Origin of the sequence: Streptomyces sp. NBC_00158 (assembly GCF_045160885.1) — a bacterium.
Classification (GTDB): Bacteria; Actinomycetota; Actinomycetes; order Streptomycetales; family Streptomycetaceae; genus Streptomyces.
This window is the reverse complement of sequence record NZ_CP108161.1, coordinates 6,563,399-6,587,220: the sequence shown is the minus strand read 5'-3', so window position 1 is coordinate 6,587,220 and position 23,822 is coordinate 6,563,399. Positions and strand designations below refer to the sequence as shown.

The window sequence follows — 23,822 nt, the reverse complement described above, 5'->3', positions numbered from 1 at the left end:
GGAGCGATCCGCACGTCCAGCGCCGCTCCGGACCGTGAGGGCCGGGGCCGGCGGCCATGCTCGCGGGAGGGGAAGCAGTGGCACCGCAGGAATCCCTGCTCAAGATCTACGGAGACCGGTCCTACCGGCACGTGACGATGGCGCGGCACCAGGGCACCACCGTCGCGTTCGCGATGGACGCGTCCCGCCGGATCGTCTACTCGGTGTTGGACCTGTCCGGCCCGCCGGCCAAGGGCGAGGCGGACACCGCGTACTGGAGCGACAACCCGGCCGAGCTGGTCTTCCCCCGGGAGCTGGCCGAGGTGGGGTACGCAGTGGTCGGCGCGACGGCGATGCCGACGGTCAAGCGCGGCGGGGCCGAGGCGGCCGTCGACGAGCGGCCCACGGCCCAGGAGACCGACCCGTTCCTGTCCACCACCGCGCGGCTGACGGCGGACGCCCCGTTCCACGTGGTCTCCGACGGCACGTACGTGGTGGTGTTACGGCAGTCGGTCGGCGAGACGCACTCCGACGCGGTGTACAAGCTGACCGGCGGCGGCTGCTCGGGCAACGCGTCCCGCACGGACTACGTGCTCAGCGGTACGAAGAAGGTGCCGCTGGTGCGCGACACCCTGCTGTGCGACCGGTTCCTGCTGGTGGACGGCAAGCTCAAGCCGGTGCTCGAGGTCCGCTACAAGCGCAGCCGGCACGCCACCCGTCCCGAGTCGGCCAAGGACAGCCTGGGCACCGAGGACATGGAGGGCCGCCCGTTCCACGAGCCGACCCAGGAGCTGTCCTTCGCACGGAACCTGACCCAGGGCCGGTTCGCCGCCGTGCTGGTGCCCACCGCGATCAGCGGCGTGCAGCGCTGGCAGCTGTTCGCCCACAACGACGCCACCGGGCGGGTCGACTCCTTCAGCGTCGAGCAAGGCACCCAGGGCCTGTTCAACACCCGGGGCACCCGTTTCTACACCAGCCCCGACCCGCTCTACCGCGACGCGGTGTTCGAGCGCAGCCCGGGCAACTGCCCTTTCACCGGTCGCGAGCTGGTATCGGTGACGGGCACCGAGGGGCGCGCGGAGACCGCGCTGCGGCTGGACGGCACCGACGCCCATGTCGACCTGGGCGATCCGGCGGCGCTGCGGTTCGGCGGCAAGGCGTACTCGATCGAGGCCTGGGTCAAACCGGCTGCCCTCGACGGTCCGGTGCTGGCCAGGAGCGGGGAGTACCTGCTGGCGGTGGACGCCGCCGGCCTGGTGAGCCTCACCCACCGGGGCGCGCCGTCGCCGCTGCTGTCCACCGAGTCGGTGCCGACGGACGCCTACACCCACATCGCCGCCACCTTTGACGGCACCACCGCGAAGCTGTACGTCAACGGCAGGCCGGCCGGCACCGGGGCGCTGCCGTTCACCCCGGCCACCGGTGTGAACACCCTGGTCGGCAAGGACTCCTCCGGCGGTACGGACAAGCTTTTCAAGGGCGACGTCGACGAGCTCCGGATCTGGGACCGGGTGCGTTCTGCCGCCGAGCTCACCGAGGACATGAGCTACCGGCTGATCGGCAACGAGCCGGGATTGGTGGCCTACTACCGGTTCGACGAGGGCACGGGGAGCACCGCGAACGACCAGACCGACCGGGCACTGCACGGCACCCTCGGCGGCGGCGTGCAGTGGACCGGCTCGGAGGCCCCGGTCGGCGACCACCCCGGGGTGCGGCGCGACAGCTTCGTCCTCAAGGGGCGCTCGGTGGTGTCCGGCCTGTCGGCCGTGCTGTACCACCAGCAGGAGAACGTGGTCGCCGGGTACCGCCCCGACCCCAAGCCCGCCAAGCGGCAGGCCCGGGTGCTGCTGGCGTTCGCCGCCAGGTACGGCCAGAACCCGTGCCTGGCGGGCCTGGACTTCGCGGTCGGCCGCGACGGCCGGCTGGCTCAGGCGCCGGACGTGCTGGACCCGGCGGTGCTCAAGCGGCCGACGAAGGGCCAGGACTCGGAGCAGGTCAGCGCCCTGCAGCAGCTGATCAAGCGGCTGGAGCCGGAGGTCGCGTCCCTTCAGTCGGAGATAACCCGGCTGGCCGGCACCGCGGGCAGGGTGGCCGAGTGCCAGGCGGAAGTCGACCGGCTGAAGCCGGGCTTCGACGACCTGGAGCGGCGATACCTCGCCGAGAAGGACCTGGTCACCTCCTGGACCTACAGCCTGGAGCTCAAGACACCGCGCCAGTTGGCCAGCGGCCACCTGGCGCAGTCGCTCTTCGCCATCCTCACCTCGGAGTACGAGGCCGGGGTGCAGTTCGTCCCCCCCAACGGCCCCCGGACGACCTGGTGGTTGGACGACACCGGTCAGAGCCAGAACGGCCGGCCCTGCTACTTCCTGGTCGCCCGCGAGCGCAACCGGGACCTGCGCGTCACCGGCAACTCGACGTCCGATACCGCCCGGCTGAGCACGATCGTCCGCGAACCGGGCAACGTCAGCGCGCAGTTCCAGCTGATCGCCGAGGGCGAGTACGTCCGCATCGTCAACCGCGGCAGCCGGCTCGCGATCGGTTCGCCCTCCACGTACCAGTTGCCCCACCTGGTCCAGTCGAGCGAATGCCTCACGGCGGACTCTGGCCTGTTCAAGATGACGCGTCTGTCCATGCGCTCAGGTGTGGACGTGGCGTACCTCGCGGCCAAGGAGAAGCTGGACGCCGCGCGCCAGCTCCTCCAAGAGGCGCGCACGGCCCAACAGCGGGTCGCCGAACTGCAGCTCGTGCTGGCCGCCAAGCAGGCCGAACTCAAGGACGCCCGGGACCAGCTGGCCCGCCTGTCGACCGCCCTGCAGGGGGACGACGACCTCACAGTGGCGATGCCGCTGCTGGCGGTGGACTCCACAGGTCTGAGCCTGTCCGGCGGCCTGCTCGAATTCGCCCGGGGCACCGACCGGCCCGCACTGCTGGACAGCGGCACCGGCAACGTCGTGCTGTACTTCCGCGGCGCCGAGAACCAGTTCTTCGCCGTGTACTACGACACCGGCGTCGTCCGCGGTGCCCAGACCCTCGCCGGGGACGGCGGCACGCTCACCTTCCTCGCCCGCGACCCGGCCGTTGCCCTGGACAGCGCCACCATCAAGGTCTCGGACGGCGACGCGCCCGGCCGCTGCGACCTCACGATCACCGTCGGGACGGACACCGAGACCTGGCGGTCGCTGCCGCGCAAGGCCGACCTGATGGCCGCCGCCCTGGCCGGGAGCCCCGGCCGGCCGGTGACGGTCGGGGCGGTCGCCCGGGTGACGGGCAGAAGTGTGGAGCTGGCCGGGGCCACCACCGTGCCGGTCCCGGCCAAGGCCCACCTCGTGATCGGCAGCACCGGCTACGCCGCGGAGGCCGACAACCCCACCGGCGCCAAGACGCTCACCCTCACGACGGCGGGCACCGCGATCAAGCCCGGCGACAAGGTCAGCCTGGTCGGCTACGACTCGGCCCGGGCGCAGTCCACCCGGGCCGGGGTCCTGCTGTCCGCCGGCTCCCGTCTGATCGGGCTCACCCCGGGCGGCGTCGACTCCGTCCCCAACGGCACGGCCAAGGCGACGATCACCGGCCGCGGCTGCCGCTGGCGGGCCGAGATGCCCGGCCGGGCCTTCCTGTTCGACGGCAAGGAGCAGTACCTGACCCTGCCCGCCGGCCAGCAGCAGAACATCGCCCCGACCGGTGACCTGAGCCTGGAGGCCTGGGTCAACCCCGAGGCCGGAGGGGGCCGGATCGTCCACGCCAGGACGGACGGATCGGGCTACTCCCTGGCGCTCGCCCCGGCCGCCCTGCCGGCCTGGCAGTTCGTCGGCGGCACCAAGGCCCAGCTGACTCCCTCGCTCGACCTGGCGAACCGGGACTTCACCATCGAGCTGTGGGCCAAGCGCAACCAGTCCCGGGGCCGCGTCGAGCCGCTGCTGTTCCACGGTGCGACGGACGGCCGGGTCGACCAGTCCCTGCACCTGTGGGTCCACCCCGACGAGACCTTCTACTTCTCGCTGTACGGCGACGACCTGAAGACCACCCAGGCCTACCCGGACCTGGAGTGGCACCACTGGGCCGCGGTCTACAAGAACGCCACCCGCGAGCAGATCCTCTACCGGGACGGGGTCGAGGTCGCCCGCCGCACCTCCAACGGGGCCTACACCGGCAACGGCCCGCTGATCCTGGGCCACTTCCCCTTCACCGGCGACTACCTCGACGGCCGGATCGACGAGGTCCGCGTCTTCGGCCGGGCCCGCACCCAGCACGAGATCTCCTCCGAGCGCCACCAGCGGCTCTCCGGCCGCGAACCGGGCCTGCTCGGCCACTGGACCTTCGACGGGCCGAGCAGCCCGCCCTCACCGATCAAGGGCTACCAGGTGGTCGCGCGGGTGGGCGACCGGGTGGTGCGCTCGGCGGAGCGTTTCCCGTGCAACGAGTGGGCGCACCTGGCCGCCACCTTCACCCAGTCCTGGGCCCTGAGCCTGAACGGCGGCGCGGGCCTGTCGGTGGCCCCGCAGAACTCGCTGGACGTCCTGGAGGACCTCACCATCGAGGCGTTCGTCCGGATCGACAAGCTCGGCGCCCCGATGGGCCTGCTCGCCAAGGGCACGGTGGTCGACGGCGGCCGGGACGGCGTCCCGTACCAGTTGGGCATCCTGGCCGACGGCCGGGTGGAGTTCGCCTTCGCCGAGGCCGACGGCAAGGCCGTCCGGCATACCTCCGACCGGCCCGTGACGGTCGGTGCCTTCCAGCGGGTGACCGTGGTGCGGCAGCGCCGCAAACCCGACACCTCAGCTGCCGCCCAGGCGAACGCGAGCATCCAGTCCGAGCAGGACATCCGCTTCTACCTGGACGGCGCAGCCGCCGGCAGTCACCTGTACAGCGGCCCTGGTGCACAGTCCAACTCCGGCGAGCTGGAGATCGGCCGTGGGCTGCACGGTGTCCTGTGCGAGGTGCGGCTGTGGAACTCCGCACGGCCGGCCGTCCAGCTCGGGCAGCCGGTCACCGCGCGTGAGAAGGGGCTGCTGGCCCGCTGGCCCTTCAACGAGAACGCCGGGAACGTCACCGTCGACGTCTCCGGCTCCTTCCCGGCCAAGCTGCGGGGCGCCCGCTGGACCCGCGACGTCGACCCCACGGCCAGCCCGCTGCGGCTGTACCGCAACGGCGAGCCGCTGTCCGAGGCCCCCGTGACCGCCCAGGACACCGCCTCCTGGGGCGATGCCCAGCTCACCCTGGGCGCCCGCCTGGAAGGGGCCAAACCGACGGAGCTGCTGACCGGAACGCTGGAGGAGGTGCGGATCTGGCGCACCGTCCGCACCCGGGAGCAGATCAGCGACAACCTGTTCACCCGCCTGCGAGAGAACAAGCGGGACCTGCTCGGCTACTGGCCCTTCGACCGGGACTCCACCGAACCCGGCACCACCTCGGTGCGCGACGAGGGCCTGCGCGGCAACAACCTCGCCTTCTCCGCGAAGCGGCCCCGCGTCCTGCTCTCCACCGCCCCCGTGTCCACGGACACCGCCCAGGTGCGGTCGGCCCTCGCCGACGTCCGCACTCCCTTCCACGACACCATCGCCGGGGCCCCCGGCGCCACCGAGTACGCCGACCTCCAGTACGACGCGAAGGGCGAGACTCTCGGTGTGCTCAAGCGCTGCTACGGCTTCGTCCGCGACGGCCGCTGGCACCTGGTCACCGGCTACAAGGTGGGCGACCTGACCACCGAGTGGGTCGGCCAGGCCCAGTTCGACCCGCAACTCATGGGCTACATCGAGGGCGCCCCGCCGGTGCCCTCGGAGAACCTCACCGACAAGGCCGACGGCTACGCCGCCGCCTCCTCGGTGGAGTTCGCCGAGGCCAACCAGGTGGTGCGGAGCCTGTCCTCCAGCAAGACCCGCAGCGTCAACGCCGCCTTCGGCTTCGCGGTGGGCTTCGAGACCGATGCCAGCGTCCTGTCGATCACTGCTCCGGCCGGCTTCGGCATCGCGTCCCCGCTCGCCGACGCCCAGTTGAAGGTCGGCCTGACGGGCCGCCTGGAGTTCTCCAACACCTGGAGCGAGGACACCAAGGTCAGCCAGGGCGCCAACACCGCCCGCAAGGCCAAGCTGGCCCTGACCGGCTACACCGAGGACGCCGCCAAGGTGCTGAACTCCGCCGTCGGCCGCCGGTACGTGCCCGCCAACACCGGCATGGCGCTCGTGCAGTCCCAGACCGCCGACGTCTTCGCGCTGCGCCTGGCGCACACCGGCGCCCTGGTCGCCTACCGGATGCTGCCCAACCCGGACATCCCGCTGGACTGGAACCTCATCCACTTCCCGATCAACCCCCGCTACACCAAGCAGGGCACCCTGGACGGCGCGGTCGGCTTCGACGACCGCGGCAAGGTCACCGACCCCGACTACCCCACCGCCACCGGCTACGGCGAGTACAGCTACTTCAAGCCGCGGGACGCCTACGCGCTCAAGCGCCGGATCACCCGCGACCAGCAGCGGCTGCACGCCTTCTACGAATCGGTCTCGACCGAGACCCACCGCCCGGACCCGACCCAGGGACAGGCCAACGCGCTCCTGCGCTCGATGGGCATGTCCGTCGAGCAGCAGGAGACCGGGCGCAGCACCGCCGGCAGCGCCGCCGCCACCGGCTTCTCGCACCGGGACCTGGTCAACACCTACGTCTGGACGGCCCAGGGCGGCTTCTTCGCCGAGACCACCGAGGCCACCGACGCCGTCAGCGAGACCACCTCCGGCTCCTACGCGCTCAGCGGCAGCATCGGCGGCACCTACGGGGGCAACTTCGGCTTCAAAGGTGTGAACTTCTACGGCCAGCTCGAGGCCTCCGTGGGCGGCGGTTTCAGCGTCACCCGGGCCAAGGGCAAGGACGCCTCCCGTTCCTTCGGCCTCGACGTCCAGTGCGCACCCCCGGGCGACCTGCAGCGCCGCGACAAGGACGGAAAGCCCGTCTACGACACGGCGGGCAAGCCCGTCCTGGTGCCGGGCAAGGTCGACGCCTACCGCTTCCTCACCTTCTACCTCGGCGAGAACAGCGCCAACTTCGACGACTTCTACCACAAGGTCGTCGACCCCACCTGGCTGTCGGGCAGCGACGCCCCCGACGCCGCCGCACTGCGGCAGACCCGCCAGAACTCCGCCAAGCCCCCGTGCTGGCGGATCCTGCACCGCGTCACCTACGTCAGCCGGGTGCTCGCACCCGTCCCGCCGCCCGGGGCGCCGCCGCTGGAGAAGGCAATGCGCGCCGAGAACATCGACAGCAACTACGAGCTGATCAAGCGCCTGGAACCGTACGTCCGCCCCGCCGCCACCAGCACCGCCGCCCTCGCCACCGCCACCCGCGCGGCCCTGGCCGCCCAGCTGCCCGAGCTCCTCCCCCACTCCACGGAGATCATCGACTACCTCAGCCGCTACTTCGGCATGGACAACTGACCTGGGCCCGGCCCTCCGTCACCTCGGAGGGCCGGGCGCGCCAGGCGTCCGGCGACAGCATCCCACTGCGGAAAGGAGAGGCGCTGCGCACGGGCGGGGAAGAAGGCGGTGACCGTGTTGGCGGTGCCGATCACCGAGTTGGTGCAGCCGGGCGAGGAACGAGCGCCACCCGACGCCGACCGTACGCGTCCCGGGCCGGCCCCAGCCCCAGCCCCAGCCCCAGCCCCAGCCCCAGCCCCAGCCCCAGCAGGCTCTCCACACTCGCGGCACGCGGCCCACGCGCGCCGCTACCAGACATGCCAACCGCTTGCCCGTGTCGGGTCGGCCGTGACCAAGATCCGGTCCATTCTCGGACCATACTGCCGGGATGGACATCCCGAACCACCGTTTTGCCTGGTCAGCCCTATTCCAACTGCTGTACCACCAGCAGACGAAGAACCTCCTGGTCAGCTACTCCCCCAAGAAGCTCGGCTTCTTCCAAAGAGGGCACCGCGGCCGTCCGGCAAGGAACTTGAGCACCCGGCGGCCGGTCTCCCCTTCGGCGAGCCATGAAAGCGATCTTTATTGATTTATTGCGATTCCTCCGGATCTGCAGCTCTTCCTGACCAGAACTGCCGGACCAGTCACGGACCAAATCCGCCCTCGCCCTGAGCCTCGTGCAGCAACGTGAAGGTGGCGGCGGGCCGCCCAGCTGATTGCCCCCGGGGGGTGGAGTGCACCAGGGGCAGAGTGCACCAGCCGGTCGTTGCGGCCCCGTTCAGGCACTGGAGCTATCCGTTGACATCGCCGTGGCCGGGCTCTGGCCGGGAATCGCCGACCGGTTGGGTACGGCGCAAGGTCCGTTCGGCTGCGGCGCGGAGGTAGCCGACGACTTCGGGGTCGGCGTCGAGTGTGTAGTCGGCGGCCAAGGCCACCACGAGTTGGGCGATGCGGGCGAGGGAGCCGCCGGAGAGGTCGACCGTGCAGGTGGCCTCGTCGATCGGGATGACACGTTCGGGCAGCCCCTGCGTGCGGGCGAGCACAGCGACGGCGGGTGCGTGCACAGTGGCGACGGCCCGGTAGCGGGCGGGTGCGGTGGCGATCTTGGTGGCGACGAATGCGGCGGGGTCAGGGGCCGGCAAGGTGCGCGCGGGGACTCGGTGGCCGGTGGGAGCGGGGCCGGTCATGCGGTCGAGGCGGTAGATCCGCCAGTCGTTCGCACGGGTGTCGTGGGCGACGAGGTACCAGCGGCCCGCCGCGGGGACCAGGCTGTGGGGTTCCACTCGGCGGGAGCCGGGCGCGCCCCGGCGCGTGGCGTAGCCGAAGGTGACGATCTCGTGGTCGCGGCAGGCGGCGGCCAGGACGGAGAGCATGGCCGGGTCGGCCTGGGGCCCGTCCTCCTCGGCGCCATAGGTGACGGGTGCGGCAGTCGCCTGCTGGAGGGCGCTGACCTGGGTGCGCAGGCGGGCGGGGAGGACCTGCTCAAGTTTGGCCAGGGCGCGCAGCGCGGTCTCGCCGACGCCGGTGACGCCGGAGGCTGCGGCTGCGGCCAGGCGTTGTCGATGGCCGTGCGGGTGTGGTGGCCGGGGTCGGTCAGGAGGCGGTGGTTGATGTGGCCGTCGGGGTGCTGGGTTGGGAGGTCCGCTTCAACCACATAAGGTCGGTCGCCACGATGTCGGTGCGCTGGCCCTCGATCTTGCCCACCCAGACAGGGGCACGGAGGCACACGAGTCGACCATCGGGGCGCTCATCGAGCATCTGGCACTCCAGAACATCGAACTTCGCGGACATGCCCGCAACGCTCCCCGCTTCGACGCAGGTTGGTCACGCGGCGACGACGTTTTCATCGCCGAGGTCAAGAGTCTGACTGGTGCGAGCGAGGACCAGCAGATTCGACTGGGGATCGGGCAGGTCCTCGACTATGCCCATCAGCTCCAACTGACGAGGACATGCAGGCGAGTGCGTCCCATCCTGGTGCTGGAGAAGCAGCCGACTGACCCCAGGTGGACCTCACTCGCGGAGGCCAGCGGAATCCTCCTCACTTGGGCCCCCGATTTCGCCGGGTGTTAAAGCCGGGTGCTGAAGCCTCGTGTCACCCTCCCACGAGAGGGTGACACGAGGGAGAGCAGCTGGCCAATGACCAGGCCGAATTGCATCACACAAGTTCAGGGAAGGCGTGATCAACCAGGGCCTGCTCTACATGGTCCTGACGGATTGACCACCGCAACGTAATCCGGCACCGGTCCGCGACCGGCTCGGGGGCAGGCCGTGTCCCAAGTGCTGTGGACCGGACTAAGAGGGTGTCTCACGTGACAAGTTTCGCTAGCTTCTTGCAGCAGGTCAGGGCAGCCGCCAGGCCGAGGAAGGCAAGGAAGTGCGAGCCCTTTCGTTCGTATCGGATGGTCAGGCGGCGGTAGCCGAAGAGCCAAGCGATCGACCGTTCGATCTTCCAGCGGTGCCGACCGAGGCGTTCACCGGACTCGATGGCTGGCCGTCCGATGCGCGGGACCAGCCCACGCTCGCGCAGCCAGGCCGGGTGTTCGGCGGAACAGTACGCCTTGTCCACGGGGAGTTTGACGGGGCGGCTTCGCCGTGACCCCCGGCGGGGCCGGATGGCGGGGATGCTGAGGATGAGCGGCTTGAGGGCGAGACTGTCGTGCATGTTCGCGCCGGACACGGCGCCGGTGAGCGGGACGCCTTGGGCGTCGGACAGTACGTGCAGCTTGCTGCCCTTCTTGCCGCGATCGACCGGGTTCGAGCCGGTCTGTGATCCCCCCTTTTGGCGCGAACAGAGGCCGCGTCGACGATCGCCGAGGTCCAGTCCACCTTGCCCCGGGCCCCGAGTTCGTCCAGCTCGGCCCGGTGGAGCCGACGCCATAGGCCGGCCTCGGTCCATATCGTGAAGCGGCGATGCGCGGTGGCGGGCGACGTGCCGAACGTCGGCGGCAGATGCCGCCAGGCACAGCCGGTGGTCAGGACGTACACCACTGCCGTGAAGACGGCCCGTTCGTCACACGGAGTGGTCCCACCACCTTGCGGTCGAGGCTCGGACGACGGCAATAGCGGGCCAACCAGCTCCCAGAGTGCATCAGGAACCAGACGTATCGACAGATCAGCACTCACGACCGGCATCATGCCGTTCGAACAACACGTCATGTCGTGGAACAGCCCCTACGCGGTGATCGGTGCGGCCATCCTGGCCGCTTGCTCGACCTTCGCGAAGTAGGCCGCGCGGGCTTCCTCGTCGATCGGCTGCTCGTGTTCGGCACGCATCCCGGTCCGGCCGTCTACGCCCTCGCGCAGGATGTCGGCGTGCCCGGCATGCCGGATGGTCTCTCCGAGGGCATGGACCATGATGGCGAACAGGTTCGTGTTAGGTGAAGGCTCCGGCCACCAGGGCACGTGGCCCGGTGCGTCGAGGGCAAGCTCATTGATTGTCGCGTCCGAGTGTTCCCACGTGCGCCGGTAGAACCCGACGATCTGATCGCGTGTCTCGTTCTCGGCCGCCCATTGATCGCTGCCGTCGGAGTCCTGCCACCGGCACAGCGGTTCCGGAGAAGGGCGGTCGAAGACCTCACCGAAGTACCTGGCCTCGACCGTGGCCACGTGTTTGACCAGGCCGAGGAGGTTGGTCCCGGTCGCTGTCAGAGGCCGACGCGCGTCGTATTCGGACAAGCCGTCGAGCTTCCAGAGCAGCGCCTCACGGTCCCGCCGCAGCCTGTTGTGCAGGTTGTCTTTCGCGAACTCATCGATCATGCGGCACGAGCCTGCCATGGGCTGCTCATGGTCTCAAGATCCCGGACGCGGTCTGGAACGACTGGCGGAGCCGTGGTCAGCTATGGTCACCGCTCCGACCTGCTGCAAGGAGCCCAGGAATCTGTCCACGTGAGACAAGCTCAAAGGCTGATCTGCGACCGTCTCCTAGTACTCCAGTGCGGTTTCGTGATCTGTCCGCTGGCGTCCTCGGCTGACCGTCGTCGGTAGTGGCTGCGTCGGGCTGTCGCCTGGTGGCGTCTGCGCCAGTTCGACCAGTGCAGCAGTCTGGCTGGGGACATGACTGGTTGGTCGAAGACGGCGGCGAGGAAGGCCAGCGCGAGCATGGCGAGTGTGACGTGCCGATGCCAGCCGTCCCAGTGCCTCACCTGGTAGTGGTCCAGGCCGACTCGGCCCTTGGCGCCCTGGAAACATTCTTCGACGCTCCAGCGGGTGCCGGCCACTTGGACGAGTTCGGCCGGGGGTGCTGCCGTGGGGGCCCAGCAGAGATTGAAGGCGATTTCCCTCGTGGTGGAGTTGCGGCGGATCAGCAGGTGGCGGTGCTCGTCGGTGCCGATGCCGATCCAGGCCCAGTCGTAGTAGCGCGGGCCCTTTGCTCCAGCTCCGGCGCTCTGTCGGTGCCAGGCGGCCTCGGGCAGACGGCCGGCGACCGTGGCCGCGCGGATCAGGGTGCGGCCGGAGTTGATCCGGACCCGGATGGAGCAGGCGACGGCCGGGACGTAGCCCGTCCCTCGTGCCTCCAGGGCGGCACGAAGTTGCGGGTCCTGCCCGTATGCTTCGTCGCCGGTCACCCACGGTGCCTCCACCCCGGCATCCAGTGCGGCGGCGATCATCTCCCACGCCAGGCGGGGTTTGGTTGCGAACTGCACGCCGTCCGGCACTCCGGCCGCATTCCGGCGCTCGGTATCACCACACCAGGAATGCTCGGGCAGGTAGAGCCGACGGTCGATCAGTGCCCGCCCGCAGCTGGTGGCGTAGGCGAGGAAGACGCCGACTTGGCTGTTCTCGATGCTTCCCGCGGTGCCGGTGTACTGCCGCTGCACGCCCGCCGAGGACCGGCCCTTCTTCAAGAAGCCGGTTTCGTCCACGATCAGCACCCCACCGACGGTGCCGAGGTGGTCGATGGCGTAGGCGCGGACCTCGTCGCGGACGGCATCGGCGTCCCAGCGGGCGCTTCGCAGCAGACGCCGCATCGGCCCGGGGCGGGCGTGACCGGCCTGTTCGGCCAGCCGTCGGCAGTTCTTGCGCTCGACACCGGACAGCAGTCCGAGCAGGTACGCGCGGGCAGTGGCCCTCGGTTCCACCCGTCGGAACCGGCCCGCAATCCGGGCCATAGCCTGGTCGAACATCGCCCGCCAGCGGGCAGGGTCTACGCTACGGCCCGCGGCCACCGCACAATCTTCAGGAGTCCACACAACCCCCGATGATCACGCGGTGGCCGTTCTCGCTCCAGGCCTGGTCCTGGGCAGTGCCGAACTCCTTGCTTCGGCCCGTCGGCCTCTGATCGACAGAATAGGCACATGGACAGCGAACCTCTGCGGATCCCGCTTGACCAGCTTCGGCACGCCTTCGAGCTGGCAATGCAACACATCGAAGCGTCAGCCGGCAGCGCGGTGGCGCTCGAACACGAATACTTCTGGTCCGTTCCGGGCGACGAACTCTACGACGTCCCCAACGAACCGAGAACGATCACAATCGGGCAGCTCTCCGAGTCATGGCAGCACCTTGAGGACCTCCTCGCCGATCCGAACCGGGCCGTGGGCCACCACCTGGTCTGGCTCGCCGATGTCCTCCGTGCGATCGGGCAGGACACCGCCCAGTAGCCGCGACACGCGCGACGTGACGTGGAACTACGAAGTCACACTGGAGCACCAGCCGCCAGCGCTGTCCCGCTACTGCGGGGACATCACTCTCCCGCTACGGGACAAGCCTTAGTGGTGGAAGGGAACTTCGGCAGTGTGCCTTGACGCAGGAAGAGACGCCCCCGGACCGGGTACACCTCTTCCTGCCACGGCTTCAGCCGGACGCCACGGCGCGCACCGGCCCGGCCGGGGATGGCGTCGGCTGAAGCAATCCCAGATGGGATTCAGCCGTGCGGCTGGTTCGCACATCTATCCGGGATGGCTGGTTCTCGTCACACTCTGATTGAAGTGAGCTGAGTCTGGCGACCTGAGTGCACCGGCATGCCGCAGGGCTTTGGGTGTGAGGCACGGCTGAAGGCCATCTTTCTCCCGCTACTCGTCGACAACGTCGAAGGAGTCTTCATGGCCAAGGAAAGTGTCGGATTCTCGAATCCGGAAAGTCGCCTGACCGGGCTGCAGCAGAACCCAGAATCTGGTGACTTCCACTTCGTCACGCCCAAGCTGGGGCAAAGGGGAGTCGATACCGCCACCAGTGTGACTCTCGAGAGCTTCTATCGAATCCTTGACGCCAATGGAAAGCTCCCCAAGGCCTCCATGTCGATTAAGTTCATCAGCTACACGGCGGGCAAGAACGTGGCGGGAATTGCCGTCGACATCGTGGTGGCACAGCTATTTGACACTGCGCTCGCTGATTCGCTGCGTACGATTGGCGACGTTAACCTCGGGGCGGCACTCGAAGAGCTCGAAGACGCCAACAAGGAGCCCAAAGCTAGCGGCAAGGAGCGTCATCGCCTGCTCGCGCAGGGCCATCTCGGAGTGGCGTTCAAGGCTGCCGAGAAGGAGGCGGGATCCCTCAAGGGAAAGCTCCTCCCTCACACCTGTCGCAGGGCCGAGGCGCACCGCAAGGCAACGCTCATCGCAGCTGCCATCGCGCTCATCAACCAGTACGCGGGAATGCAGGCAGCAGCCAAGTGGGCCGACAAGGCCAAGCTTCACTTTGAGCGCTACGATGCCCTGGCAGGCAAAACCGATCGATGGCTCCTGGCTCGGATGGACCGCCAGTGGAACGAGCTCCAGTCCGGCTGGTTGCCGTTCGTTATCCACCCCACCCGAAGTGGGAACGCGGCAGGACCGATGGGGCCCCGGTGGGTCTTGCGGAGTACCGCGATCCGGGAGCTCGAAGAAGACAGATACCCGGTCCGGCAACGCCTCGATATGCTGGGCGAAGAGCGATCTCGCTTCGAAGAGTTCCATCAGGCGCTTGCAGGCTAAGAACCATCCGCTTCTTGCCTCGCATCCTCGACGGCCAACGCCAGCCGATGAGGGCCACGGCCTCCTTGCAGACTCGGGGACGACTTCTCGCGGCGCTGGCCCGGAGCCGGGGCGGGGCGGCCGAACTGACTGTGGTCGCGCTTTCGTCCGTCGGTCACGAGCCCGTGAAGGGGTCGTCGAGTGGGGCCGGTACCTGCCCAGGGGTCGAGGTCCTCCACGAGGAGGTGGCCGTAGCGCCTCGTGCGCCCCTTCTTCGTGCCGCGGAAGCGCCGCAACTGCTGTTGTCGGGGCCTACCGTGGTGCGCGGGCTGGCGCAGGAAGGTATGCCAGGCCCGCAGGTCGCCCTCGGCCCGGATGATCTCCTCGACCTGCCCCATGCCCAGCGCGTGGATGAGCTCGTCCTCCAGGTCGGCCACGCACACGAAAAAGCCCCGGTGCGGCGCCCGGGCCCGCTTCAGGCCTCGGTCGCAGAAGTGCTGCTCGCGCTCGTCGCACAGTCCCCTCAGCCGCAGGCCAAGACCGGGTGGCCCGAGAGACCGGCGCAGCGGCCGATGTTCATCGTCCCGCCCATCAGCACGACGCACACCCCTCGGCGGCCAGGACCCGGCCACACCGGGTGGCCAGCGCCTCGAACCCAGCTCCGCAGCGTCTCCGGATTGCCCCCATCTCGGCGGCGCCTGACCTGACCGTCACTCCCGGCAGCGTCTCGTACAGCGCGACCGCGACCGTCTTGAACCGCGGCGGGTAGTGCTCCATGACCACGAGATGTCCGTTCTCAGATCCTCAGGACCCAGTGTCTCGTGTGTTCAGGGTCCGAGGTAAAGACCCCGACCACGCCGGCTCACCCTCCCGGACACACGTCCAGACAAGCGGGACTGCATATCTGAGTGAGTGTCAGCACAGAAGGCCGTCGGCATCATCCGATCGCACAGGAGCGCGGGGGGTCGACTTGGCTATTGCATCAACTGTTCGAAATCCGGTTGACCGCCACACCCCCCGCCGCTAGATTTCCAACATACGGAAGATCAATTCCATTCTCGGGGGAGGGTGTTCGCTACAGGATCCATGTCCGCGCCAGGGGGCGCCGGCCTGACGTGCTTTGAGCCGCGCAGCTGTCGACGGCGGAGCCCCAGAAGTGAACACCGCTCACGGCACTCGGCCTTGAGCGTCGGCCATACGCCGCGGACCGCGGCACCGAGGCCATCCTGACCGCTGCGACCCGACGCCGTACGCGCTCGCGGGGGAACACCCTGCCGCGCCGGACGGCGCCTCGCGTGTCCGCGGGAGATCGCCCGGTCGTGAACGAGCCCCACTGCCGGCACACCGGTTCGACGAGGGGGCGCTCGCACCGTATGGCTCGGCGGCCTTCCCTTTCGGCGCGCTCGGACGCCCACACGCAAACGCCGAGAACTGCTCCACCGCAACCGACGACAGGCCTGCACCGCTCACGCTCTCGCAGGCCGGGGGTGAAACAGCAATGACCAGAAGCGTGACCGACGTATCCGTCCCTTCCCTGACCGACAGTCAACCGCCTGTGATCACGTACGGCCTTCCCCAGGTGGAGGCGGCACAGGCCCTCGGCCTGGCCGAGGCGTGCCTGTCGGCCTATGGGAGTGCGTCGGCTCCGGAGTTCCAGCGGGATGCTCCGGTGCTCGCCGCAGATCTGCCCAGAGGACTGAGGGCCTCGGTCAACGCGGCGCGGCTGGACGACAGGTTGCACGCGCTGGTCATCAAGGGCAATCACGTGGACGGGGCCTCCCTGGAGGGCACGCCGACGCACTGGCGCGACGCGGACACCCCGGGAAGCCGGGTACACGCCGTACTGCTCGCCCTGTACGCGGCGTTGCTCGGGGACGCCATCGGGTGGGCCACTCAACAGGACGGCAAGCTGATCACCGACGTGCTGCCCATCCCGGGATACGAGGACAGCCTGGTCAGCTCCTGCAGCGAGCAGGAACTGGGCTGGCACACCGAGGACGCCTTCTCCGCCTCGCGCGCGGACTACGTCGGGCTCTACTGCTTGCGGTCACCGGAACGCATTCCCACCACGCTCGCGGGTGTGGACCTCGAGCGGGTTCCGGGCGTGATCGCCGACGTCCTGGCGCAGGAACGGTTCTTGATCCTGCCCGACTCCTCCCACGACGCGGCCAACAACACCGATGACGGCGGGGCGAACCCGGAGGCCTTCGCCCGCCTCGCGCAACAGCAGAAGGAGCAGGCCCCGGTGTCCGTCCTCGGCGGCAGCCCGGACGCACCGGTGCTGCGAATCGACCGGGACTTCACCATCGCCCGGGACGGGGATGCCGATGCGTCCGAGGCGCTGCGCTGGATCATCGCCCACCTCGACGAGCAGCTGTACGACTTCGTCCTGGAGCCCGGTGACGTCGCGTTCGTCGACAACCGCAACGTGGTGCACGGGCGACGTTCCTTCCGCCCGCGCTACGACGGGCAGGACCGCTGGCTCAAGCGCGTCAACGTCGTCGCCGATCTACGGCGCACTCGTCCTGACCGTGCCGGCGCCGACACACGCGTGATCGGTTGAGGGAGAAGACGTGACCCTTCACGACATCGCGCCCGCCCTGCTCGAGAACTGGCTGCGCGACCGCTACTTCTCCGCCCGCTACGACATCTCCAGTTCGGGCTTGACCCCCTGCACTCTCGGCGAACTGCGCCGGACCCTGGGCATCGACAGCACGGAGCTGGATGCCATTCCGTTCCGGGACAGTCCCTCGACGGGCAGTGAGCGGCTGCGGGAGGCCATCGCCGCTCGCTACGCGCCTGGATGTGCGGACCGGGTGATGGCGACCCACGGGGCGAGCGAGAGCCTGTTCCTCGCCATCGCCGCCCTGGTGAAGCCCGGGGACGAGATCGTCACCCTGCGCCCTGTCTACCAGTCCCTCTCCTCCATCGCCGAAGCACTCGGCGCCCGCCTGCGGACCTGGGAACTGCGCGCCGAGGACGGCTTCGTTCCGGATCTGGACCTGCTGCGGGCGGTACTCACGCCCCGTACCCGCGCCGTGGTGGTCAACTTCCCGCACAATCCGACCGGGACGACCCTCTCCCGCGCACAGTACGACGACCTCCTTCGATTGGTCGACAACCACGGTTGCCACCTGCTCTGGGACGGGTCCTTCGCCGAGCTCACCCACGAGGCCGATCCGCTGCCCGAGCCGACCGATCAGCTGGAGCGGGCGCTGTCCTTCTCCACGCTTTCCAAGTCCTACGGCCTTCCCGGCCTGCGTGTCGGCTGGTGCGTCGCCCCGCGCCAGCTGATCCCCGACATGGTGCGGCTGCGCGACTACCTCACCATAAGCACCTCACCGGTGGCCGAGCACCTGGCAGCGGTGACCCTGGAGGCGGCCGAGAAGGTACTGACCCCGCACCGGGAACTCGCCTTCGGCAACCGGGCGTTGCTCCTCGACTGGGCCGCGCGGCATCCCGGGCAGATCGACCTGCCGACGCCTCTGGGTGGCGTGACCGCCTTCCCTCGTCTCGTGGGAGTGCCGGACGTGACCGCGTTCTGCGACGCCCTTGAAGCGGAGGACGGAGTTCTCGTCGTACCGGGTGACTGTTTCGACCACCCTGACCGCATCCGGGTCGGATTCGGCGGGCCCCCGCACGAACTCGCGGCGGGCCTCGATCTACTGGCGGCGCGGGTGCGCAGGACTGCTGGGACGGACATGCCGGCCGAACGGGGGACGGGATGACCACCGAATCACCGGCCACGGAGCAACCGCTCCCCGCCCGCCCCGTCCGGGAACTGCTCACCCACCGGCCCTACTGGATCTGGAATCTTATCGTCCAGCTCGTGAACGGGCCCGCTCTGATGGCGGCCATCGCCTTCGCCGGTCTCGCCGCCGCGAGTACCGGTTCCGCGAAGGACGGAGGCGTCATGGTGGCCTCGCTGATCCTTGCGGACGTCGTCTCCTCCGGCCTCATCGGCAAGGTCGCGGACCGTACGTCGGGCCGGACCGTTCAAGTGGTCTCCGCCGCCCTGGCGGCACTGGGGCTGGGATCCGTCGCCCTGGCCGCCGGCCTCGGCGCGCCTCTGCCCCTGCTGTGCCTGCTGTGCGCGTTGGCCGGCCTCGGCCTCGGTGGCCTGACCGGACTCACCCGCACGCTCCTCAATTCGGCTGTCCCGGAAGGGCTGGTGCAGCGCGCGCTCGCCATCAATGCCACCATGATGGAGCTGCTGGTCGTCGGAGCCCCGCTGATCGCGGGCGCCGCGATCGTGCTGTTCGGCTGGCTGGGCGGTGTGGCGGCGATGGCCGGGGGCTGCGCCGTCCTGGCCCTCCTGCTGGCCTTTTCCCGTACCGCTGCACGCCCGGCCCCGAAGAACCCGCCCGCGAGTGACCCGAGCGGGGACGGTGCAACCGAGAAGCAGCGCGAACCGCTGTGGAACATGGGATTCATCGCCTGGGTCGCGGTGGGCGTCGCATTCAGCCACACCCTCGGCGCCATCGAAACGGCGGCTCTTCCGCTGGCTCAGACCCTGGGATCCGGTACCTTCGGCGGCGGAGCGATCATCACGGTCCTCGCCGGCAGCAGCGCCCTCGCGGGCATCGCCTATACCGTCATGACGGACCGGCTGCCCGGCGGCCCCGGGGCGCAGGCGGGTGCCCTCTTGACGGTGGTGGCCGTGGCGGCCGTCGGGGTGGGACAGGCAGGCAGTTGGACCGGCCTGCTCACCGTCGTGATCATCGCGGGCCTGTGCACCGCTCCACTGAACGCGATCCGCTCCTACGCGGTCGAGAAGACCATTCCGGAACACCGACGCTCCGAGGGCTTCGGCTGGCTCTACACCACGGGCGCCTGCGGGTTCGCGGCCAGTGGTCTGGGCCTCACCGTGCTGCCGTTGAACGTCGCCCTCACCGCGCCCGCCGTGAGCTGTCTCGTGGCCGTGGCCCTCCTGACCGCTGCCAAGGTGCGGCGGCGCCAGGCGGCCTGACCTGTCGGCACCGCGCACCGGTCGCGCCTCCCCCGAGGAGGGCCTCGCCCGCCGGGCCCGGCCCGCACCCCCTCCGTCCCACCCGTGCACACGATCGATTCCCCAGAAGGGTTTCCCCAGCATGTCGACGTCCTTGGTCTGTCTGCCGTTCGCGGGAGGAGGGGCCGGCTTCTACCGGGCCTGGCCCAAGCACCGGTTGGCGGGGACGAGCATCGTCCCGCTCCAACTCCCGGGACGCGAGGAGCGGTTCGGCGAACAACCGCACACCGACGTGCAGACCGCCGCTCGTGATCTGGTGAGGTCTCTGGAAGGACGCGCCGAAGGCCGCATCGCGCTCTTCGGCCACAGTCTCGGTGCGGTGCTCGCCTTCGAAGTGGCGAGGGAGTTGGAAGCCCGGGGAGCCGTCGAGCTGTGTCACCTGTTCGTGAGTGGATCACCGGGCCCCTGGACGGGCCGCAGTGAGCGGGCCACCGGTCTCGGCGACGACGACTTCGTCGAACAGGTCGCGCGCTTCGCCGGATACCGCCATCCCGCCCTGGACGATCCCACTCTGCGCGAGGTGCTGCTGCCGACGCTGCGGGCCGATACGGAGATGCACGAGGACTACAAGCCGTCGTCGGCCGACCCCCTCATGGTCCCGATCACAGCGCTGCGCGGCACGGACGACACGCTCGTCTCGAAGGAGGGGGCCGCTCAGTGGGCAGCGGCCACCCGGGGTGACTTCGGCTACCTGGAACTCCCCGGAGGCCACATGTACCTGGCGGATGCCCCTGAGCAGCTCCTCGACACGATGGGCAGGGTGCTGGGATGAGCGGGGGCCGCGCCCTGGAGGGCAAGGTCGTGCTGATCACCGGCGCGGCCCGGGGCCTGGGCCGTGCCTGCGCCGTCCGTTTCGCGCGCGAGGGCGCCTTCCTCGTCCTCGCCGACATCGGGGCTGACATCGACGGAGTGCCCTACCCGCTCGGTTCGGCCGCACAGCTCACGCACACGGCACGGCTGTGCGGGCAGGAAGGCGCCTCCGTGCTCTCCCTGCGCCTCGACGTCCGCGACAGCGGGTCCGTCGCGGCCGGCGTGGGGCAGGCACTCGACCGCTTCGGGACGATCGACGTGCTCGTGAACAATGCCGGGATCGCGGCTCCTTCCGGCAAGGCCGTCCACGAGATCACCGACGACGAGTGGGCGATGATGCTGGACGTCGACCTTTCCGGAGCCTGGCGCATGATGCGAGCAGTGGCACCAGGGATGATCGCAAACCGGTGCGGCAGCATCGTCAACATCTCCTCGACCGCGGGAGTGGTCGGATACCGGCACTTCGCCGGGTACGTGGCCGCGAAGCACGGGCTCGTCGGCCTGACCAAGGCAGCCGCCCTGGACTATGCGCCGCACCGGATCAGGGTCAACGCGCTGTGTCCCGGTTCGGTGCGCGACGACCCGACGGTGGACGGGCGCATGCTCTCCGAGATCGCCCGGTCCCTCGACGTACCGGTCGAGGAGCACGAGGAGGTCTTCCTCCAGGCCCAGCCCATGAACTCGCTGATGAACCCGGCGGACGTCGCGGGAGCCGCCCTGTGGCTGGCCGCCGACGACTCCCCGCAGGTGACCGGAACCGTGCTCACCATCGACGGAGGCTTCACCGCACGGTGACCCCCGCTCTGGTACTTCCCCGGCACCACCTCGCAGTTCGAACAGGAGATCCCCCATGGTGGCGACCCACCGACCCCCGCGGGCTCACACCTCGCTCCACAGCCTGGTAGTGGCCTGCCCCCAACCCCCGACCGCGGACGTGCTGAACAGACGCCTGGCGGACGTCGCCCAAGGCGCTTCGGGCTGGACCTTCTGGGAGACGTCCGTACCCGCCGCCTCCGGGGATACGGCGGCGGCACTCTACGTGCGGCGCGAGGCCGAACGCCCCCTGCACTGCGCGCAACGCCTGCGAGTCGTACTGGTCCGCTACAGCGAGGGCGACGGTGCGCTGGTCCTGGTGGCCGATCGCGCCGCGCTGTCGCGCACGGACCTGAGCCGGACGGCGAACGCACTCGCCACGGGAACCGAGCAGCGGATCACTCCGCGCACCCCCGTGCGGCAAGACCCGCCGGCCGTGACGACCACTGTGCCCCCGTGGGGACTCGGCGAGCCGGACAACCCGGACTTCGTGGATCCCATCCCCTTCGCCCTGGCAGCCGGCCCGCCGCTGGTGGTCTCCCGACTCGCCCTCGCCGCGGCCGTCGTCCTGTCACGCTACGAATCGGACGAATCGCCTCGCGTAGGAGTGCTGGACCCGGACGGCGGGCCGGACGGCCTTGAAACGACGTACGTCCACGAAGTCGATCTCTCTCCCGTCGAGGGGGAGCAGTCGGCCGCCTTCCTGAACCGCGTCGCGTACACGCTCAGCGGCGTCGGCACACCAACGGTCGAGGCCCCTGGAACTGCCCGGCCCTCGGTCGGAGTGGTCCTCGGGAAGGCCGTGGAAGGAGAGGTCTACCGGCCCTGCCTCTCGCCTTACTTCCCCCTCACCCTGCACGCCGAGCGGCAGCCCGACGGATCCGTCCTGGGCAGCTGCCTGTACGACCCGGCCCTCGTGGCTCCGACGGTGGCAGAGGCGTTCACACGCGGCGTGGCGCGAGTCGCCGCGCAGCTGGCCGCCGGCGGGGAGGACACCGGAGCGATCAACGTCGCGCCGATGGGCACGGCCGAGGCATCGCACATCGCCGTGCTCGGCACCACTCCCGCACGGACCCCTGCACCCGACCCGACGGCGGACATCCACGACCGGTTCCGCGAGATGGTCCGCGCCCAGCCCGATGCGGTGGCGGTCAGCGGAGCGGACACCGAGTTGACCTACCGCAGGCTCGACGACCTGGCCGACGACATGGCGACCGCACTGCGCGGGCTGGGAGCGGGCCCCGGCCGGACGGTGGGCGTGTGCCTGGAACGGGACCCCATGCTGGTGGTCACACTGCTCGCGGTCCTCAAGGCAGGCTGCGCGTACGTTCCCATGGACACGCGCTATCCGGAGGAACGGCTGCGCTACGTGACCGCCCATGCCGGTGTCTCCGTGGTCGTCACCGACCTGCCGGACTTCCCCGACGTCGAGGGCGTCAAGTGCGTCGGCCCGCAGGAGTTGCTGCGGCTAGCCGCCACCGCGCCGCACGGAACCGACCCGTCACCCCGCGGGGACCGGGACGCGCCCGCGTACGTCATCTACACCTCGGGTTCCACCGGCCGTCCCAAGGGCGTGGTGGTACCCCACCGCAACGTCCTCGCCCTCGTGGATGCCACCGAGGACGACTTCTGGCTCGGCCCGCGCGACGTGTGGACGATGTTCCACTCCAGCGCCTTCGACTTCTCGGTCTGGGAGATCTGGGGCTGTCTCCTGACGGGCGGGCGGCTCGTCGTGGTCCCGTACTGGATCACGCGCGACACGGAACGCTTCCACCAACTGCTCGCCGAGCAGCAGGTGACCGTGCTCAATCAGACGCCCTCGGCATTCGGGCAGGTCATGGCTGCTGACCAGGACTCCGATGCCCGGCTCGCCGTGCGGCTGATCATCTTCGGCGGCGAGCCGCTCGACACCCGCATGCTGCTGCCGTGGTTCACGCGGTACCCGCCCGCCTCCTGCCGGCTGGTCAACATGTTCGGAATCACCGAGACCACCGTCCACGTGACGGCTGAGACGATCACCCCGGAGTCCGCTCTGCACGGCTCGCGTTGCGTAGGGCGGCCGCTGCCAGGTTGGTCGGTGACCGTGCGCGACGGCCGGGGACAGGTGCTGCCCGTGGGCGCCGCGGGCGAGATATGTGTCGGGGGCGCGGGGGTGTCGGACGGCTACCTCGGACAGCCGGAGCTGACCGCGGAGAGGTTCGTCCGCGACCCGGCCACCCGGGAGCGGATCTACCGCAGCGGCGACAAGGGCAGGATCCTGCCGGACGGCCGCCTGGAGCACCTGGGCAGGATCGACAACCAGGTCAAGTTGCGCGGCTTCCGCATCGAGCTGGACGAGATCCGCCACGTGCTGCTCTCCTCGGCCGACGTCCTCGCCGCGGCCGTCGTCCTCGATCCCGGCGACCGGGACGATCCGACGGCCGCACGAATCGACGCGTACGCCGTCCTCAGGGCCGGCGCGAGCCGGGCGGAGGTGCTGTCGCACGCGCGGCGGACGCTTCCCGATTACATGGTCCCGACCACCCTCACTCCTGTGGACGCGATCCCCCTGACGATCAACGGAAAGCTGGACGCCTCCCGTCTGCCCGCCCCCGGCAGCGGGGCGGGAGTGCCCGTTCGGGGCGGCGAGCGCAGCGCTCCGGCAGGCGGCCAGGCGGCGGATCCGCTGGAGAAGACCGTGCTCGACCTCTGGCGACGTCGGCTCGGCACCGAAGTGGGCGTCCAGGACAACTTCTTCGAGCTGGGCGGCAATTCGCTGCTCGTCGTGCGATTGATCGCCGAGCTGAAGGATCTGGGGCTGCCGAAGGTCTCCGTCCAGGAGTTCTACGGCAACTCGACCGCCGGCCGGTTCATCGAGCTGGTGCGTCGCCGGAGCAGCGAGCCCACGACCTCGGACGCGACGAAGGGCCGGACGGGCTGACCCCT

At 69.7% G+C, this 23,822-nt stretch carries 15 protein-coding genes and 1 pseudogene; 10 read left to right on the top strand and 6 right to left on the bottom strand.

Annotated features, from left to right (window positions below; all coding sequences use genetic code 11):
* Positions 1-77 precede the first annotated feature (77 nt).
* Positions 78-7,400, top strand: coding sequence for a LamG-like jellyroll fold domain-containing protein (locus OG553_RS30185; RefSeq protein ID WP_405982000.1), 7,323 nt, complete (start codon positions 78-80; stop codon positions 7,398-7,400).
* Positions 7,401-7,767: 367 nt separating this feature from the next.
* Positions 7,768-7,968, top strand: a complete 201-nt coding sequence (locus tag OG553_RS30180) for a hypothetical protein (RefSeq protein WP_405981999.1) — start codon at positions 7,768-7,770, stop codon at positions 7,966-7,968.
* A gap of 202 nt (positions 7,969-8,170) precedes the next feature.
* Here OG553_RS30180 and OG553_RS30175 read toward each other — a convergent pair whose 3' ends face one another.
* The 5 genes from OG553_RS30175 to OG553_RS30155 all read right to left on the bottom strand — a co-directional run bounded on the left by OG553_RS30175 (position 8,171) and on the right by OG553_RS30155 (position 12,487).
* On the bottom strand, positions 8,171-8,752 hold the full coding sequence (locus tag OG553_RS30175) for a WYL domain-containing protein (protein WP_405981998.1): 582 nt from the start codon (positions 8,750-8,752) through the stop codon (positions 8,171-8,173).
* Positions 8,753-8,972: 220 nt separating this feature from the next.
* Entirely contained in the window at positions 8,973-9,170 is a 198-nt protein-coding gene (locus OG553_RS30170; RefSeq protein WP_405981997.1) for a hypothetical protein, read from the bottom strand.
* Positions 9,171-9,684: 514 nt separating this feature from the next.
* A protein-coding gene (locus tag OG553_RS30165) for an IS5 family transposase (RefSeq protein WP_405981996.1) occupies positions 9,685-10,502 on the bottom strand; the annotation gives its coding sequence in 2 pieces (ribosomal slippage) (positions 9,685-10,160 and positions 10,160-10,502; 819 coding nt in all).
* 48 nt (positions 10,503-10,550) lie between these two features.
* Positions 10,551-11,135, bottom strand: a complete 585-nt coding sequence (locus OG553_RS30160) for a DinB family protein (RefSeq protein ID WP_405981995.1) — start codon at positions 11,133-11,135, stop codon at positions 10,551-10,553.
* A gap of 140 nt (positions 11,136-11,275) precedes the next feature.
* Positions 11,276-12,487 carry an IS701 family transposase gene (locus tag OG553_RS30155; protein WP_405983178.1) on the bottom strand — a complete coding sequence of 404 codons (1,212 nt, stop codon included), beginning with the start codon at positions 12,485-12,487 and terminating at the stop codon, positions 11,276-11,278.
* A gap of 186 nt (positions 12,488-12,673) precedes the next feature.
* Here OG553_RS30155 and OG553_RS30150 point away from each other — a divergent pair, with 186 nt between their 5' ends.
* Together OG553_RS30150 and OG553_RS30145 are read left to right on the top strand one after the other, a co-directional pair.
* A complete protein-coding gene (locus tag OG553_RS30150) occupies positions 12,674-12,976 on the top strand; it encodes a hypothetical protein (protein ID WP_405981994.1) in 303 nt (100 codons plus the stop codon).
* 441 nt (positions 12,977-13,417) lie between these two features.
* Positions 13,418-14,287 (top strand): hypothetical protein, encoded by an 870-nt coding sequence (locus tag OG553_RS30145; RefSeq protein ID WP_405981993.1) that lies wholly within the window; start codon positions 13,418-13,420, stop codon positions 14,285-14,287.
* A gap of 154 nt (positions 14,288-14,441) precedes the next feature.
* Here OG553_RS30145 and OG553_RS30140 read toward each other — a convergent pair.
* Positions 14,442-14,926, bottom strand: a pseudogene (locus OG553_RS30140) (ATP-dependent endonuclease); the annotation flags it as partial.
* An 895-nt stretch (positions 14,927-15,821) separates the two neighbouring features.
* Here OG553_RS30140 and gntD point away from each other — a divergent pair.
* The 6 genes from gntD (at position 15,822) to OG553_RS30110 (ending at position 23,817) form a co-directional block, all read left to right on the top strand.
* On the top strand, positions 15,822-16,829 hold the full coding sequence (gntD, locus tag OG553_RS30135) for a guanitoxin biosynthesis L-enduracididine beta-hydroxylase GntD (RefSeq protein ID WP_405981992.1): 1,008 nt from the start codon (positions 15,822-15,824) through the stop codon (positions 16,827-16,829).
* A gap of 10 nt (positions 16,830-16,839) precedes the next feature.
* Positions 16,840-17,994 carry a capreomycidine synthase gene (gene vioD, locus OG553_RS30130; protein WP_405981991.1) on the top strand — a complete coding sequence of 385 codons (1,155 nt, stop codon included), beginning with the start codon at positions 16,840-16,842 and terminating at the stop codon, positions 17,992-17,994.
* Positions 17,991-19,235 (top strand): MFS transporter, encoded by a 1,245-nt coding sequence (locus OG553_RS30125; protein WP_405981990.1) that lies wholly within the window; start codon positions 17,991-17,993, stop codon positions 19,233-19,235. Before vioD ends, OG553_RS30125 begins: the two co-directional genes overlap by 4 nt.
* A gap of 121 nt (positions 19,236-19,356) precedes the next feature.
* Positions 19,357-20,046 carry a thioesterase II family protein gene (locus OG553_RS30120; protein WP_405981989.1) on the top strand — a complete coding sequence of 230 codons (690 nt, stop codon included), beginning with the start codon at positions 19,357-19,359 and terminating at the stop codon, positions 20,044-20,046.
* A complete protein-coding gene (locus OG553_RS30115) occupies positions 20,043-20,879 on the top strand; it encodes an SDR family oxidoreductase (RefSeq protein WP_405981988.1) in 837 nt (278 codons plus the stop codon). Before OG553_RS30120 ends, OG553_RS30115 begins: the two co-directional genes overlap by 4 nt.
* A 139-nt stretch (positions 20,880-21,018) precedes the next feature.
* On the top strand, positions 21,019-23,817 hold the full coding sequence (locus tag OG553_RS30110) for a non-ribosomal peptide synthetase (protein ID WP_405981987.1): 2,799 nt from the start codon (positions 21,019-21,021) through the stop codon (positions 23,815-23,817).
* The last annotated feature ends 5 nt before the right edge of the window (positions 23,818-23,822 follow it).